Raw genomic sequence first — 14095 nt, forward strand, 5'->3', positions numbered from 1 at the left:
GCCTTCACTTGAGTCACTATTTGTTGTTGAAATAATTAGTGATTTATTTGAGAAGACCCTACAGACGCCCGCAACATAGCGGCGTTATGGAAATAATAATCCCTTAAGGGAAAATAAACGGAATATCAAAATGAATTTGCATGAATACCAAGCCAAACAGCTGTTTGCAGAATTCGGTTTGCCTGTACCGGAAGGTTACGCGTGTGATACACCTCAAGAAGCTTTCGAAGCTGCGGGTCGTATTTCTACAGAGAAGAAAGTCGTTAAATGTCAGGTTCACGCTGGTGGACGTGGTAAAGCGGGCGGTGTTGAACTGCACGACACGAAAGACGGCGTGAAAGAGTTCGCACAGAAGTGGCTAGGTAAAAATCTAGTGACTTACCAAACAGATGCAAACGGCCAGCCTGTAACAAAAATCCTAGTTGAAGAAGCGTCGAACATCGCGAACGAACTATACCTAGGTGCAGTGGTAGACCGCGCAACGCGTAAAGTTGTATTCATGGCTTCTACTGAAGGTGGTGTAGAAATCGAGAAAGTTGCAGAAGAAACTCCAGAGTTGATTCACAAAGCAGCTATCGATCCACTAGTCGGCCCTCAAGCTTATCAAGGCCGTGAGCTAGCATTCAAGCTAGGTCTTGAAGGCGACCAAATCAAACAATTTGTTAAGATCTTTATGGGTCTTGGCAACATGTTCTCTCAATACGATCTTGCTCTACTAGAGATCAACCCTCTTGTTATTACTGGTGAAGGCAACTTGCTATGCCTTGACGGTAAGATCAACATCGATTCAAACGCTATGTACCGTCAGCCTAAGCTACGTGAAATGCACGATCCTTCGCAAGAAGATGAGCGTGAAGCTCATGCTGCTCAGTGGGAACTGAACTACGTAGCACTAGACGGTAACGTTGGCTGTATGGTTAACGGTGCAGGCCTAGCAATGGGTACGATGGATATCGTAAACCTACACGGTGGCAAGCCAGCTAACTTCCTAGATGTAGGTGGCGGCGCAACGAAAGAGCGTGTAGCAGAAGCATTCAAGATCATCCTATCTGATGACAATGTAAAAGCAGTACTAGTCAACATCTTCGGTGGTATCGTGCGTTGTGACATGATTGCTGAAGGTATTATCGGTGCGGTTAAAGAGGTAGGCGTAAGCGTACCAGTAGTTGTTCGTCTAGAAGGTACTAACGCAGACCTAGGTCGCGAAGTTCTTGCTAATTCTGATGTTGATATCATTGCAGCTGAGTCGCTAACTGACGCAGCTCAGAAAGTTGTTGCTGCTGCGGAGGGCAAATAATGTCTGTACTAATTAATAAAGACACGAAAGTAATCTGTCAGGGTTTCACTGGGGGTCAAGGTACTTTCCACTCTGAGCAAGCTATCGCATACGGTACACAAATGGTAGGTGGTGTTTCTCCAGGTAAAGGCGGTCAAACTCACCTAGGCCTACCTGTATTCAACACAGTACGTGAAGCTGTTGAGGCAACTGGCGCAACAGCGACGGTAATCTACGTGCCAGCACCTTTCTGTAAAGATGCAATCCTAGAAGCGATTGATGCAGGCATTGAGCTTATCGTAACAATCACGGAAGGTATCCCTACAACAGACATGATCGATGTAAAAGTGAAGCTAGAAGAGACTGGTGTTCGCATGATCGGTCCTAACTGTCCGGGTCTAATCACTCCAGACGAGTGTAAGATTGGTATCATGCCTGGTCATATCCACAAGAAAGGTAAAGTGGGTATCGTATCTCGTTCAGGTACACTAACTTACGAAGCGGTTAAGCAGACTACAGACGAAGGTTTCGGCCAGTCTACTTGTGTAGGTATCGGTGGTGACCCAATCCCTGGTTCAAACTTTATCGATATCTTGAAACTGTTCCAAGAAGACCCTGAAACAGAAGCCATCGTAATGATTGGTGAAATCGGTGGTACAGCGGAAGAAGAAGCGGCGGCATTCATTAAAGAGAACGTCACTAAGCCAGTGGTTTCTTACATTGCAGGTGTTACTGCTCCTCCAGGTAAACGTATGGGCCACGCAGGTGCAATCATCTCTGGTGGTAAAGGTACAGCGGAAGACAAGTTTGCAGCTCTAGAAGCAGCAGGCGTTAAGACCGTGAAGTCTCTAGCGGACATCGGTAAAGGTCTACGTGAAATCACAGGTTGGTAATCAAACCTATTAGTAAACAAAGGCTTGGTTTGACCAAGCCTTTTTTGATCGTCGACTCTAACTTCTAAAAGGAGTTTTCAGGGTGTTCACTCGCGTAAACAATACCTGTTTTGCTCGTTTTTGCTAAATACATTGCGGCGTCGGCATTATTTAGGCAACGCTCTAAGTCGAGATGAATGTCGCTGTTAAAACTTTCGACACCAATACTTAGGCTAACGCTAAAGCTTTTGTTTATGTACTGAACGGGCTGGCTGCACGCTGCTTGTATTCTCATGGCGAGATCTTGTACTTCATCTCTTGTGATTGAATCGTGGACGGTTACGACGAATTCATCACCTCCAAGTCTATATACCGTTTGAGTCGACAGCTTAAGTTGTTGCTTTATGCGCTTGGCGATTTCTACCAGCAGATAGTCACCAGCGGCGTGTCCGTACGTATCATTAATCTGCTTAAAGCCATTCAGGTCGATCATCAGCACAGTGACCGTATTTAGCTCACCATTGTTCACTCGCCAGATTAATTGATTAAAACGATAGCGATTAGGTACTTGCGTAAGTACATCTGTAACCAGCTGCGACTCCAAAGTCTGCTTTGCGGTTACCAGTTCGGTGATGTCGAGCGCTGAGCACTCAATTTCATGGTTGTAGATATCACTTCGGTTGATTTGAAAGTATCGTTGTTTACCACCGACGTCGAGTGAGTGTCGAAAGCTCTCGGTGGAGGCGCAGGTAAGCAGTTCATCAACGAAGTGCTGAAGCGCTGATTGTCTGACTGATTGAGGAATTCGCTCGAGTACCTGATTGAACTTTTGGTTTGAACGCACGATCTTGCCATGTTTTACGTTGACAACGAACAAGCAGACTTGAGTCAAATTATAGGTGCGTGAATAACGCTCCTCACTCAATTTTAGCTTGCTGATTGATTCTTTTAACTTTGCACGCATCGTCTCTAACGCGCGGAATATATTGGTGATCTCAACAAAGCTGGAGTCGGTTTTCGAAGGTGTTTGGTAGTCACCACTTGCGATCTGCAGGGCGAACCGCTGTAAGTCTAAAAATGGTTTTTTCAGTGTAGAAGTGAGTATTCGGCTAAACAGCAGTGAGATAGCGCATAAGATAACTAAAAAGCCGATAGCCCTAGGAAGCACATTGTAGATTACTTGAGTGTAATAGGCTGAATAATCCTTGACGACGATGAGCTGGCCGATCTGTTGACGTTGATCATCAAATATAGGGTAGTAAAGAGGGACACCTCTGGTGGAATTGGAGTTGATAATCTCCGCCATTTTCATCCCGTATTGATAGGAGTCGAGCGTAACTGAGACGATGTAATCGAGCTGAGAAATACGCGTTGCCACGAGCTCTGCTTCCAATAAGTCGAAGTTTAGTAGCGCCCGTTTTGAATCGGTTTGTTGCTGAGCGATAACCCGTTGATATTGTGCATTCTCCACATTGTGGGTAAAGTAAATATCGTTTGCGATATCCAACCCGCCGAAAATGAAGAATGGGATGGTGGTCAGCAATAAATAGTTCTTAATGACGTAAGAGTATAGGTTTTGCATCTTTAGCTAGCACAGCGCTGGTCAATTCGTTGAGAGATGACGCTGCTTTTTCCTTTGAGATCGAGCAAGATGTTCTTAACTGCTTGCTTGTCGTCTTCGCTTAAGTTTGGATTGTCTTGATTTAACGAGATGGAGATAACGCCCTGTTTCACGCCAAATTTTTTCTGGTTTCCATTCCAAATACCATTTTTGAGTTGCATTAGAGCGGCGTAAACGGCTAGGTCAACCTTCTTTTCCATCGACGCTAGGGTTGTTTCTGGGTAGCGTTGAGAGTAGTCGTAATCAACCCCGAAGCTAAAGCCATGGCCACTGTTTTTAATGGTTTCAACCACACTTAAACTTGCGAACCCCGCCACAGGGAAGATTACGTCAACCCCCTGGTCTAACAAGGATTGAGTGATGGTCTCAGCCCCTTGAGTATCTTCCCAAGAGAATGCGCCTTTGTTTATATATTGCGCATTAACCGTTGCTAGCGGGTTGGCATCTTGAGCGCCGAGTTCAAAGCCGCAGCGAAACTGATTGATGACATCAACATCTACACCACCGACAAAACCAAGCTTATTGCTTTCAGTCTTACGACCGGCTAGGTAGCCAATGACATAGGCTCCTTCCGCATGGCTGAAAGTAAGGCCGAGGATATTGGGTACGTGATAGGCGACATCGAGCGAAATAAACCGTGTAGACGGATAACGCAGAGCCACATCAGGAAAGGTTGTGATGATGTTCGATTCTTGGACGATGATTGGACTCAATCCGTCTTTGGCCGCCTGCTCGAGCTCAGCTAGATATTTCTCATTATTGGGTTTTAAATGAATTCGCTTAACCAAAATCCCAGTGTTTTGCTCGAACCTTGCCACGCCTTGCTCGATCAGCTGCAGGTATGAGCCAGGCTGAACCTCACCTTGGAACAATACAACAGGCTTAAAGCTGTCATCGCTTGCGACTGCCGAAGTTACCAATGACAGACACAGTGAAAAGAGGAGAAACAAAGGTTTCATCCGAGTGAAATAATGGGGGATTGATGTTTGATTAATTTCATGACCGCATAGCATCATCTTGATACACACTTTTTCGCATAAAGTTAGGCATCACAGATTCAGGAAACAGTAATGCAATTAATAAGTTAAGTGTGGATTTTATTATCAGATGTGACGCTAAACAATGACCTGAATCGCAATTATTGGTGCATATGCGGTGAATTGCATTTCGAATTTGAGATGTCGTGAATGTCAGCTTCAAAAGTGAAGCTGACATCGATTAACTGAACTTTGATTCTAGTTGCGCAATTCGTTTAGTCAGATCGGCGACCTGTTGTTCCAACTCACTGATGCGATCCTGCTCTGTCTTCGACGCGGCTGCCACTTCAACTTTTGGTACTCGTTTGGAGCTCTTCCAACTTTTGATCGTTGTGATCAGGGCTGGCATAGGGACTGAGGTTGTTAGGCGCGCCTTGACTAGCGCAACGGTCGGCTCTTTTCCCTCTTGATGCAGTTGTTCTAATACATCTTTTAGCTCTTGGCTTACGTTTTGTGTGAGCATACTGCCTCCATTTCTATCGTTGGCTTCATATTACTGCGGCCCCCAACATTTGGCGAATGGAAATTTTGGTAACCGCGCGTGCGAGATCTCTTACAAATGATGTAAGACAAGCAGAGTTGATACGAAGAGTTTTCTTATGATTTCATTTTAAGTGTCTGATTTATATTTAAATGATGAGTTGTATAACAATTGTTACTTAAAAAAATGACCATTCCTCCATTGTTTAAATAAGTGGTTGGAGTAAATTGGAAGGTGTCGGAAGGATGCTGACACGGAATAGGAATAACCAAGGATGCGGTTATCTTCAGGAAGAAGATTTGATTGACTAGGAAGTCGATCGCCAGGATGCGAAGGACGCTGTATGGATACGTTCATCGATAGGAAATCGGTGACAAAGGATTGAGATGGACACCTCTTGGAAGAGGCAGGACTGTATCAGGACGATACTAAGGACACCGCTCAAGGAACAAGTGAAGTGCGCTAACGGGGAATGTTGGCTTTCAGGATGATTAGGACACCGCTAGGACGGCGATGAATGGAAATTGCTGATGGAATCAGCAACTATTATGGAAGATGCATGGAGCAACTTTTGTAGCCGGACTGCTGCGAGTAAGACTATAGCCCCGATACGTGAGTGTCGGGGCTTTTCTTAATACTCTTTTTCTTTATCACTTCGACCAAAAAACAACCTAGATCAATAATATATTTGTCCAGTTGGTATAACTTTTCGGCTTTGTTTTCTACCATAGCTCGCGTTTATCATTTTAGTGATGTGAGTTCTCTATGGTGATGATTAAAACAATAGACAGCACGCTGTTTACAAGGATGTCTTATGACAATAGTGACTCGCCGTTCGTTATTGGTCCCCTATAACGAGTCGTTACAATCAGACTTCTTATTACTTAATTGCTGCGCCAAAAACCGTGCTCAGATGAATGGGCCTCATACCGTGTCGTCTGCAAAGCAGTTGTTTGAACGAGTAATGCATGATCCAAATATCTACGCCAGAGCGGTATTAGATAGCCACACTCGCGAGTACATGGGACATGTATTCATTAGTGATTTAGACAACAAACCTGAGCTTGGCTATTTGTTCGATAAAGCATTTTGGGGGAAGGGAATTGCGACCGAAGTACTGGCTGCTTTTTTTCCTAAAGCAGTCAGAGATTTAAACCTGACTCAAGTATCAGCAACCTCCAATGTCGAGCATCATGCTTCTATCAAGCTGCTGAGAAAATTGGGCTTTCAGTTCTCTGCACATAAGCGTGATACATTCGGCCCTTATGACGAGTTTGTTTTCACATCCGATGCGGTGGAAGGTCAATCTTGGTTAAGTGGAATCCCTGCATAACAAGAGAGCCTTGGTAGCAGTCATCGCCTAAAGATGAAAACTCAAACTGATAGATAGAATGCCAACGCCAGATACCCTCTGGCGTTTTTAGTTTATGGCCTTTTAACGCCACACTGATCAGTTGCAACTCCATCTGCTCGCACTTTCTTGCTGCGATCATTTTTGCCAGTTCGGCCTGACGTCGTTGCTGCCAAAAGGCAAAGCAGACAATAGCAAGGGTGAGAATAGCAAGGAGGTCTCCGATCATAGGTTACCCTCGCGCAGCTTGTTGCAATGAAAGAAGCGCTTTTGCGAGTTCTTCTGAAGGACTAGAGTGAAGCAGGGGTAGCAATACCATGCGAAGCTCCGGTAGCATGACCAAATCTGCAAATAACTGATTGAACAAGGTTTGATTGCCTGTTTGTGCCAAGCGCAGTAAGTAAGATTCTGCGATGTCACTATCTGCTAATAGGTGCCAGCTTCGCCCTGCGATGCCAATGAGGACCTCTTGATGACTTAAGCGAGGGGAGCTAAGTATCTGTTGTAAAATTGGCGTAGCGATACTATCTTCCGCGCCAGAGAGTGCTCGACTTAATGCGCCTAGTAAAAAAATATCTGGGTCGTTACTGTTGATTTGATCCATCGCCAGTTCAGCAAGCCGATGGGCCAGTTTGGTCGGTAATGTGCTATGTTCGAGCGCGCCGAGCAGGGCATAGAGAGGCTCATTGGGAAGGTATTTTAACGCTTTACGAATATTCACCCCATTTTGCTCTTGCCCCAACCGAGCACACATATCAGTCACACCTTGCAGACCAACGGTCTGCCACTGATCCCACCCCAAGCCTCCAGCAAAGTAGTGCTGTGCGTGTTCGTAATATTGGCTACACGGTAAATCCAGTTGGGCGCGAATTTGGCTGTGGAAAACCGCCATTTTGTCTTCAGATGGCTTGAAAGTATACGGATTGTTCGACAGTTTTTGTTGTTGCTCTTCGCTCATATCTTGGCTAATGCGAGTACCCATTGCTTCGATAACGTATTTGAGGAAGTTGCCAATATCCGCTTGCTTAAATAGCCCGCGCTCATCCAGTTCGAACTTTAGAAACCAAATCCAAGGCTGTTTTTGCTCATTCCAATAAGCGATGGCAAGGTGAGCCTTGCGTTGCATTGGAAATGGATAGGGCATTGAGCCTTGCTCGACATCAGCAAATACTTTGCTGTCAATATGGCGAATACGACGTCCGAGGTCATAAACTTGATACTGACAGTGACTGTTGGTGAGAAGTTGGGTCAGAGTATGAATGGTTTCCATTAGAGAATAGTCCTAACTTTATTTCTACTATAAATGGTACCCTTACAGCATTTTTCAAGGCCAACACGAACGGTTTATGACAAAAGCACAACAATTGTTACCTCTTTTACAGCAACTTCCTCTAGCAATGCGCCAATTAGGGCTGTGGCAGCAAGACGCCCCATCAACGGAAGAGCTGTCAAGTAATGAGCCTTTTTCTGTCGATACTTTGAAGCCAGAGCAATGGTTGCAATGGGTTTTCCTTCCTAAAATGACGGCTATAGCCGAGCAAAAAATGCCTTTGCCGACGGGGTTTTCGATTTCCCCCTACTTTGAGGAGAGCTGGAAATCTTGCCCAGAATACGCATCTGTGCTCAGTTTATTAGTTTCCATTGATGAGGTGTGCCGATAATGCTCGAGATTATTTATCAAGACGACTACTTTGTTGCCGTCAATAAGCCCGCAGGGATGCTCGTCCATCGCAGTTGGCTCGATAAGCATGAAACACAGTTCGTCATGCAAACTCTACGTGACCAAATTGGTCAGCATGTATTTCCACTTCATCGCTTAGATAGGCCGACTTCGGGTGTGCTGATTTTTGCTTTATCCAGTGAAGTGGCTTCACAGGTTATGCCGATGTTTGCCAACCATGAGATGGAGAAAACCTATCATGCAATCGTGCGCGGTTGGATAGAAGAGTCTGGGCGGCTGGATTACGCACTGAAAGTGGAGCTGGATAAGATTGCCGACAAACACGCGAGCCAAGACAAAGAAGCGCAAGAAGCGATTACGGACTATTGGCCTATTGCCAAAGTAGAGGTTCCTCACTCGACAGGTAAATTCCCAACGACTCGTTATTGTCTGATGGAGATGAAGCCACTGACAGGACGAAAACACCAGCTTAGGCGGCATATGGCCCATTTAAGGCATCCCATTGTTGGTGACACCACTCACGGTGATGGAAAACACAATAAGTTGTTTAGAGACGTGTATGACTCGCACCGATTACTGCTTCACGCGTCAAGTCTAGAGTTTGTTCACCCCTTCACCAATGAGAAACTACTCATTAAAGCGAGTGTGGATGAGACGTGGCAAGCGCTGTGTCAGGAGTTTGATTGGCAGATGCCTAACTAGACAAAAAAGCCCTCACAGCAGTGTGAGGGCTTTTGGATTTGAGAGAGCCTACTTTATTTAGCGAGATACTCTAGGATCGATTTCTCTATGCCCTTGGCGTCTAAGCCGAGCTCTTCATGGAGCTCATCTTGAGTCCCTTGAGCAATGAATTTGTCCGGTAAGCCAAGGTTTAAGACGGGCTTGATGATTTTCTCTTTCATCATAAACTCAACGACACCCGCACCTGCGCCGCCGGCAATAGCATTCTCTTCGAGCGTAACAATTACGTCGTGCTCATCGGCCAGCTGCTTAATGAGTGCTTCGTCGAGAGGTTTTACAAATCGCATATCCGCCACAGTAGCGTTCAATTTCTCGGCGGCTTCTAGCGCGTTCGCCAAGAATGTACCAAAGCTCAATATCGCGACTTTTTCACCTTGGCGAATCAGGCGTCCTTTACCAATCTCTAGTGCGGTAAATTCTTGTTTTATCTCGGCTCCCATGCCTGTACCACGCGGGTAGCGCACTGCAGAAGGGCCAGTATGCTTGTGGCCAGTGTAGAGCATTTGGCGACATTCATTCTCATCGCTAGGCGCCATGATCACCATGTTTGGTATGCAGCGCATGAAGCTAAGATCGAACGCACCTTGGTGAGTCTGGCCATCGGCGCCCACCAAACCAGCACGGTCAATGGCAAACATCACAGGAAGGTCCATGATGGCCACATCGTGGATTAACTGGTCATAACCACGCTGAAGGAACGTTGAATAAATCGCGACGATAGGGTTATCACCAGCAATCGCCATACCCGTAGCTAGCGTCACAGCATGTTGCTCAGCGATCGCCACATCAAAGTATTGGTCTGGATACTCTTTCGAAAAGCGTACCATGCCAGAGCCTTCACGCATGGCTGGCGTAATTGCCATAAGCTTAGGATCTTGCGCAGCCATGTCACATAGGAAATCACCAAAAATCTTAGAGAAACTTGGCTTTCCGCCGCTGCTCTTTGGCAGTGAGTTGTGGCTAGGGTCGAACTTAGGCACGCCATGATAACCGATTGGATCTTTCTCCGCTGGCTCGTACCCTTTACCCTTTTTCGTCATAATGTGGAGGAACTGTGGGCCTTTAAGCTCTCGCATATTCTTGAGAGTTTTGACCAGCTCGTTCACGTCATGGCCATCAACTGGGCCTATGTAGTTAAAGCCAAGCTCTTCAAAAAGTGTCCCTGGAACAACCATGCCTTTCAAGTGCTCTTCTGTGCGGCGCACCAACTCTTTGATTGGCGGAACTCCCGACAGTACTTTTTTTCCGCCTTCGCGAATCGAGGTGTAAAGGCTACCGGAAAGGACTTGTGCTAAGTGGTTGTTCAGTGCTCCAACGTTTTCTGAAATAGACATTTCATTGTCGTTGAGAATCACCAGCATATCAGGGTGGACATCACCCGCGTGGTTCATTGCCTCGAAGGCCATGCCTGCGGTGATAGCACCATCACCAATCACGCTGACAACTTTACGATTCTTGTCCTCTTTGCCTGCACTGATCGCCATGCCCAGCGCGGCACTGATAGAGGTAGACGAGTGGCCAACAGACAAGGTGTCATATTCACTTTCTTCTCGCCATGGGAAAGGGTGTAAACCGTCTTTCTGACGAATGGTCGACAACTGATCGCGACGTCCAGTCAAAATCTTATGCGGGTAGGCTTGGTGGCCGACGTCCCACACCAATTGGTCAAACGGCGTGTTGTAGACGTAATGAAGTGCAACGGTCAGTTCGACCGTACCTAAGCCAGAGGCAAGGTGACCACTAGATTGGCTAACTGAGTTTAAAAGGTAAGTACGTAACTCATCACACAGCTTAGGCAGCACTTCTTTCGGAAGGCTGCGTAACTCATCTGGCGTATCAGCCAGTGCCAGTGTTGGGTACTTTGAAATATCAAGAGTCATAGTTTTGCGCGCTTATTCTGTTAGTTCTTGCGCTCGATGACGTATCGGGCGAACTCTTCGAGTAACTCTGTATTGTATGGGATAGCATCCAAGGCTTGAAGTGCTTCTTTTAACAGAGTGTGAGCTTTGTTAATAGCGCCTTCCAGTCCAAGCAAGGCTGGGTAGGTGCTCTTGTTTAATTCTTGGTCAGAACCTTGCGGCTTACCTAAGGTTTCTGTATCGCTAATGACGTCTAAAATGTCGTCTTGAACTTGAAACGCCAGACCAATCGCGTCGGCGTATTTATCAAGCAGAGGAAGAAACTCAATGCCTTTTTCTCCGGCTGCTAACGCGCCCATACGGATGGCGCATTTCATTAATGCTCCGGTCTTGTTGCGGTGGATTTCTTCGAGCTCTTGCAGTGAAACAACACGGTTTTCCGCCGCCAAATCGAGCGCTTGCCCCATACACATACCTGCAGCGCCAGAGGCTTCTGCCAGTACTTTAACCATCATTATACGTTGAGCTTCTGCCTCAGGGCTCAATTGACCTTCTGCCAAAATTGTAAACGAAAGTGTCTGTAGAGCGTCGCCAGTCAGGATTGCAGTCGCTTCATCAAACTTAATGTGACAGGTTGGCTGTCCGCGACGCAGTTCGTCGTCATCCATCGCAGGCAAATCATCATGGATCAATGAATAGGCGTGAATACACTCAATGGCTGCTGCGGGCGTATCAAGTTGCTCAAGTGAGCAGCCTAGCATTTGGCCTGTAATATAGACCAAAAATGGTCTTGCACGCTTGCCACCGAGCAGCAGTCCGTAGCGCATTGCGTCGATAAGCGATTGTTGCTGGTGAGGGAGCGTGTCAAGCCAACGTTCAAGCTGTTGGTTGCTACGTTGTTGGAGTGAGGTTAGAGCCTCTTGCATAGGGGTATCTTCTAAATCAATTATTCTGGCTGAGCGTTAAAGTCAGTAACTGGTGATTGGTCATCATTATTGAGCAAAATGCTGACGCGCTGTTCGGCATCTTGAAGTTTGCTTTGACCTGAGCGTGCTAGGGCAATGCCGCGTTCAAATTTTTTGAGTGCATCATCTAAAGCTAAGTCACCATTTTCCAAACTGTCTACGATAACATCGAGCTCTTCGATAGTGGCTTCGAAGGTCATATTTTCAGGTTTTTTGCTCGCCATAATATGTCTACGTTGATAAAGATGCACGAAAGTTACCTTAGCGGCCAATGATGGTCAAATTTAACCGAGTAAATTTGTCAGAAAAGTCGAACTGAGACGTTGATAAGCGAGGGAAAGGTCAACAGTTGACGAAAGGCTAGTTTACTAGTTGGGATAAGTATCTATAGTAGAAGTAGAGAAAACACTAAAGATCTGAAGATGTTGCCGATATAATTTGGTAGAAGCTTTGAGATAGCATGAGGAGTGCTTTGTGGATTTAGCAACGCTGGTAGGACTGATCGGTGGTTTTGCTTTCGTTATCATGGCGATGATACTGGGCGGAAGCATCATGATGTTCATCGACGTAACGTCGATTCTGATCGTAGTAGGTGGTTCAACATTTGTTGTGTTGATGAAGTTTACTATGGGCCAGTTCTTCGGAGCCGCGAAGATCGCGGGGAAAGCTTTCATGTTTAAAGCGGATGAACCAGAAGATCTCATCGCTAAAGTCGTCGAAATGGCAGATGCAGCGCGTAAAGGTGGCTTCCTTGCTCTAGAAGAGATGGAGATCACCAACAGCTTTATGCAGAAAGGCATCGACTTGCTGGTCGATGGTCACGATGCGGATGTGGTTCGAGCGGCCCTGCAAAAAGACATCGCCCTCACGGACGAGCGTCACGATTTTGGTTCCAGTGTATTTAGAGCCTTTGGTGACGTAGCACCAGCAATGGGAATGATCGGTACCCTCGTAGGTCTGGTAGCCATGCTGTCCAACATGGATGATCCGAAATCGATTGGTCCGGCAATGGCGGTAGCACTTTTGACCACTCTCTACGGTGCAATCCTGTCAAACATGGTTTTCTTCCCGATTGCCGATAAACTGTCGCTTCGTCGTGAACAAGAAAAACTCAATCGCCGCCTAATTATGGATGGCGTGTTAGCAATTCAAGATGGCCAGAACCCTCGTGTCATTGATAGTTATCTGAAGAACTACCTCAACGAAGGTAAACGTGCTCTTGATGTAGATAACGAGTAAGGGTGAAGGGATGGAAGAAGAAGAACCAAAATGCCCGCCCCCCGGCTTACCGCTATGGATGGGTACCTTTGCTGACTTAATGTCTCTGTTGATGTGCTTCTTCGTACTTCTGCTCTCGTTTTCTGAGATGGATGTACTGAAGTTCAAGCAGATCGCGGGTTCGATGAAATTTGCCTTTGGTGTACAAAACCGTTTGGAAGTGAAAGACATTCCAAAAGGGACCAGTATCATTGCGCAAGAGTTTCGTCCGGGGCGTCCTGAGCCCACGCCAATTGATGTCATCATGCAACAAACCATCGATATTACTCAGCAGACGTTGGAGTTCCACGAAGGGGAGTCTGACCGAGCAGGGGGCACACAGCGTGACCAAGGTAAGTTAACGGGTGGGCAATCGCCAGATACGTCAACCCAGAACAATCAGAACTCGGAATCAGACAGCCAGCAGCAACAGTCAGCGGAAATGTCTCAAGAGCTTGAAACCTTGATGGAAAGCATCAAGAAAGCGCTCGAGCGAGAGATTGAACAAGGGGCCATTGAAGTGGAGAACCTTGGTCAGCAAATCGATATTCGAATTCGAGAAAAAGGCGCATTTCCTGAAGGCTCTGCATTCTTGCAGCCTAAGTTCCGCCCATTAGTGAGGCAGATTGCGGATCTCGTCAAAGACATTCCGGGTATTGTGCGAGTATCGGGCCATACGGACAATCAGCGAATTGAGTCAGAGCTGTATCGTTCAAACTGGGATCTTTCTGCTCAACGCGCCGTTTCGGTTGCCCAAGAGATGGAAAAAGTCCGTGGATTTACCTCGCAGAGGTTGCGTGTTCGAGGCATGGCAGATACTGAGCCTCTCGGTCCAAACGATACTGAAGCGCAGCGTTCGCGTAACCGCCGCGTGGAAATCAGCATCATGCAAGGCGAAGCGCTCCAAAGTGACGAAGTGCCTGTCCTCAATAATTGATCCCCGCTAAACAATGA

Annotated in this window: 15 protein-coding genes; 7 read left to right on the forward strand and 8 right to left on the reverse strand. The window is 46.5% G+C overall.

The window, feature by feature from the left end; translation table 11 throughout:
* Positions 1–130: 130 nt before the first annotated feature.
* Together sucC and sucD are read left to right on the forward strand one after the other, a co-directional pair.
* Positions 131–1297 carry an ADP-forming succinate--CoA ligase subunit beta gene (gene sucC / locus OH458_RS04860; protein WP_004744517.1) on the forward strand — a complete coding sequence of 389 codons (1167 nt, stop codon included), beginning with the start codon at positions 131–133 and terminating at the stop codon, positions 1295–1297.
* Complete coding sequence (gene sucD, locus OH458_RS04865) at positions 1297–2169, forward strand: succinate--CoA ligase subunit alpha (protein ID WP_005476019.1); 873 nt, start codon at positions 1297–1299, stop codon at positions 2167–2169. The genes sucC and sucD overlap by 1 nt, the downstream gene beginning before the upstream one ends.
* 64 nt (positions 2170–2233) lie before the next feature.
* On the opposite strand, the gene OH458_RS04870 is transcribed toward sucD, so the two are convergent.
* From OH458_RS04870 to OH458_RS04880, 3 genes are all read right to left on the reverse strand, one after another.
* On the reverse strand, positions 2234–3730 hold the full coding sequence (locus tag OH458_RS04870) for a diguanylate cyclase domain-containing protein (RefSeq protein ID WP_269977458.1): 1497 nt from the start codon (positions 3728–3730) through the stop codon (positions 2234–2236).
* 2 nt (positions 3731–3732) lie between these two features.
* Entirely contained in the window at positions 3733–4719 is a 987-nt protein-coding gene (locus tag OH458_RS04875) for a BMP family ABC transporter substrate-binding protein (RefSeq protein ID WP_269977459.1), read from the reverse strand.
* Positions 4720–4987: 268 nt separating this feature from the next.
* A complete protein-coding gene (locus OH458_RS04880; protein WP_269977460.1) occupies positions 4988–5269 on the reverse strand; it encodes a hypothetical protein in 282 nt (93 codons plus the stop codon).
* 832 nt (positions 5270–6101) lie between these two features.
* Between OH458_RS04880 and OH458_RS04885 the strand changes: the two genes are divergently transcribed.
* Positions 6102–6620 carry a GNAT family N-acetyltransferase gene (locus OH458_RS04885; protein ID WP_038140142.1) on the forward strand — a complete coding sequence of 173 codons (519 nt, stop codon included), beginning with the start codon at positions 6102–6104 and terminating at the stop codon, positions 6618–6620.
* Here OH458_RS04885 and OH458_RS04890 read toward each other — a convergent pair.
* Complete coding sequence (locus OH458_RS04890) at positions 6568–6867, reverse strand: DUF3301 domain-containing protein (protein ID WP_039477971.1); 300 nt, start codon at positions 6865–6867, stop codon at positions 6568–6570. The genes OH458_RS04885 and OH458_RS04890 overlap by 53 nt on opposite strands.
* A gap of 3 nt (positions 6868–6870) precedes the next feature.
* Positions 6871–7908, reverse strand: coding sequence for a DUF3549 family protein (locus OH458_RS04895; protein WP_269977461.1), 1038 nt, complete (start codon positions 7906–7908; stop codon positions 6871–6873).
* 76 nt (positions 7909–7984) lie between these two features.
* On the opposite strand from OH458_RS04895, the gene OH458_RS04900 reads away from it, so the two are divergent.
* Positions 7985–8299 carry a YqcC family protein gene (locus OH458_RS04900; RefSeq protein ID WP_269977462.1) on the forward strand — a complete coding sequence of 105 codons (315 nt, stop codon included), beginning with the start codon at positions 7985–7987 and terminating at the stop codon, positions 8297–8299.
* Positions 8299–9021: a tRNA pseudouridine(65) synthase TruC gene (gene truC, locus OH458_RS04905; protein ID WP_269977463.1), complete on the forward strand. Its 723-nt coding sequence runs from the start codon at positions 8299–8301 to the stop codon at positions 9019–9021. Before OH458_RS04900 ends, truC begins: the two co-directional genes overlap by 1 nt.
* Positions 9022–9074: 53 nt before the next feature.
* Here the strand turns inward: truC and dxs are convergent, their stop codons facing one another.
* The 3 genes from dxs to xseB are packed head-to-tail and all read right to left on the reverse strand — an operon-like array spanning position 9075 to position 12108.
* Complete coding sequence (dxs, locus tag OH458_RS04910) at positions 9075–10940, reverse strand: 1-deoxy-D-xylulose-5-phosphate synthase (protein ID WP_269977464.1); 1866 nt, start codon at positions 10938–10940, stop codon at positions 9075–9077.
* 20 nt (positions 10941–10960) lie between these two features.
* Positions 10961–11845, reverse strand: a complete 885-nt coding sequence (ispA, locus tag OH458_RS04915) for a (2E,6E)-farnesyl diphosphate synthase (protein ID WP_269977465.1) — start codon at positions 11843–11845, stop codon at positions 10961–10963.
* 20 nt (positions 11846–11865) lie between these two features.
* A complete protein-coding gene (xseB, locus tag OH458_RS04920) occupies positions 11866–12108 on the reverse strand; it encodes an exodeoxyribonuclease VII small subunit (RefSeq protein WP_269977466.1) in 243 nt (80 codons plus the stop codon).
* 250 nt (positions 12109–12358) lie between these two features.
* Between xseB and pomA the strand changes: the two genes are divergently transcribed.
* Positions 12359–13123 carry a flagellar motor protein PomA gene (gene pomA / locus OH458_RS04925; protein WP_269977467.1) on the forward strand — a complete coding sequence of 255 codons (765 nt, stop codon included), beginning with the start codon at positions 12359–12361 and terminating at the stop codon, positions 13121–13123.
* Between the two features lie 10 nt (positions 13124–13133).
* Positions 13134–14078, forward strand: coding sequence for a flagellar motor protein MotB (locus OH458_RS04930; RefSeq protein WP_038217777.1), 945 nt, complete (start codon positions 13134–13136; stop codon positions 14076–14078).
* Positions 14079–14095 lie beyond the last annotated feature (17 nt).

Origin of the sequence: Vibrio sp. MarTm2, assembly GCF_027587055.1 — a bacterium.
Lineage (GTDB): Bacteria > Pseudomonadota > Gammaproteobacteria > Enterobacterales > Vibrionaceae > Vibrio > Vibrio sinaloensis_D.

Excerpts from the sequence above, each read along its gene's own strand:
- OH458_RS04900 (WP_269977462.1), top strand. The coding sequence starts at position 7,985 with ATGACAAAAGCACAACAATTGTTACCTCTTTTACAGCAACTTCCTCTA.
- OH458_RS04870 (WP_269977458.1), bottom strand. The coding sequence starts at position 3,730 with ATGCAAAACCTATACTCTTACGTCATTAAGAACTATTTATTGCTGACC.
- truC (WP_269977463.1), top strand. The coding sequence starts at position 8,299 with ATGCTCGAGATTATTTATCAAGACGACTACTTTGTTGCCGTCAATAAG.
- dxs (WP_269977464.1), bottom strand. The coding sequence starts at position 10,940 with ATGACTCTTGATATTTCAAAGTACCCAACACTGGCACTGGCTGATACG.
- OH458_RS04880 (WP_269977460.1), bottom strand. The coding sequence starts at position 5,269 with ATGCTCACACAAAACGTAAGCCAAGAGCTAAAAGATGTATTAGAACAA.
- xseB (WP_269977466.1), bottom strand. The coding sequence starts at position 12,108 with ATGGCGAGCAAAAAACCTGAAAATATGACCTTCGAAGCCACTATCGAA.
- sucC (WP_004744517.1), top strand. The coding sequence starts at position 131 with ATGAATTTGCATGAATACCAAGCCAAACAGCTGTTTGCAGAATTCGGT.
- OH458_RS04885 (WP_038140142.1), top strand. The coding sequence starts at position 6,102 with ATGACAATAGTGACTCGCCGTTCGTTATTGGTCCCCTATAACGAGTCG.
- sucD (WP_005476019.1), top strand. The coding sequence starts at position 1,297 with ATGTCTGTACTAATTAATAAAGACACGAAAGTAATCTGTCAGGGTTTC.
- ispA (WP_269977465.1), bottom strand. The coding sequence starts at position 11,845 with ATGCAAGAGGCTCTAACCTCACTCCAACAACGTAGCAACCAACAGCTT.
- OH458_RS04930 (WP_038217777.1), top strand. The coding sequence starts at position 13,134 with ATGGAAGAAGAAGAACCAAAATGCCCGCCCCCCGGCTTACCGCTATGG.
- OH458_RS04895 (WP_269977461.1), bottom strand. The coding sequence starts at position 7,908 with ATGGAAACCATTCATACTCTGACCCAACTTCTCACCAACAGTCACTGT.
- OH458_RS04890 (WP_039477971.1), bottom strand. The coding sequence starts at position 6,867 with ATGATCGGAGACCTCCTTGCTATTCTCACCCTTGCTATTGTCTGCTTT.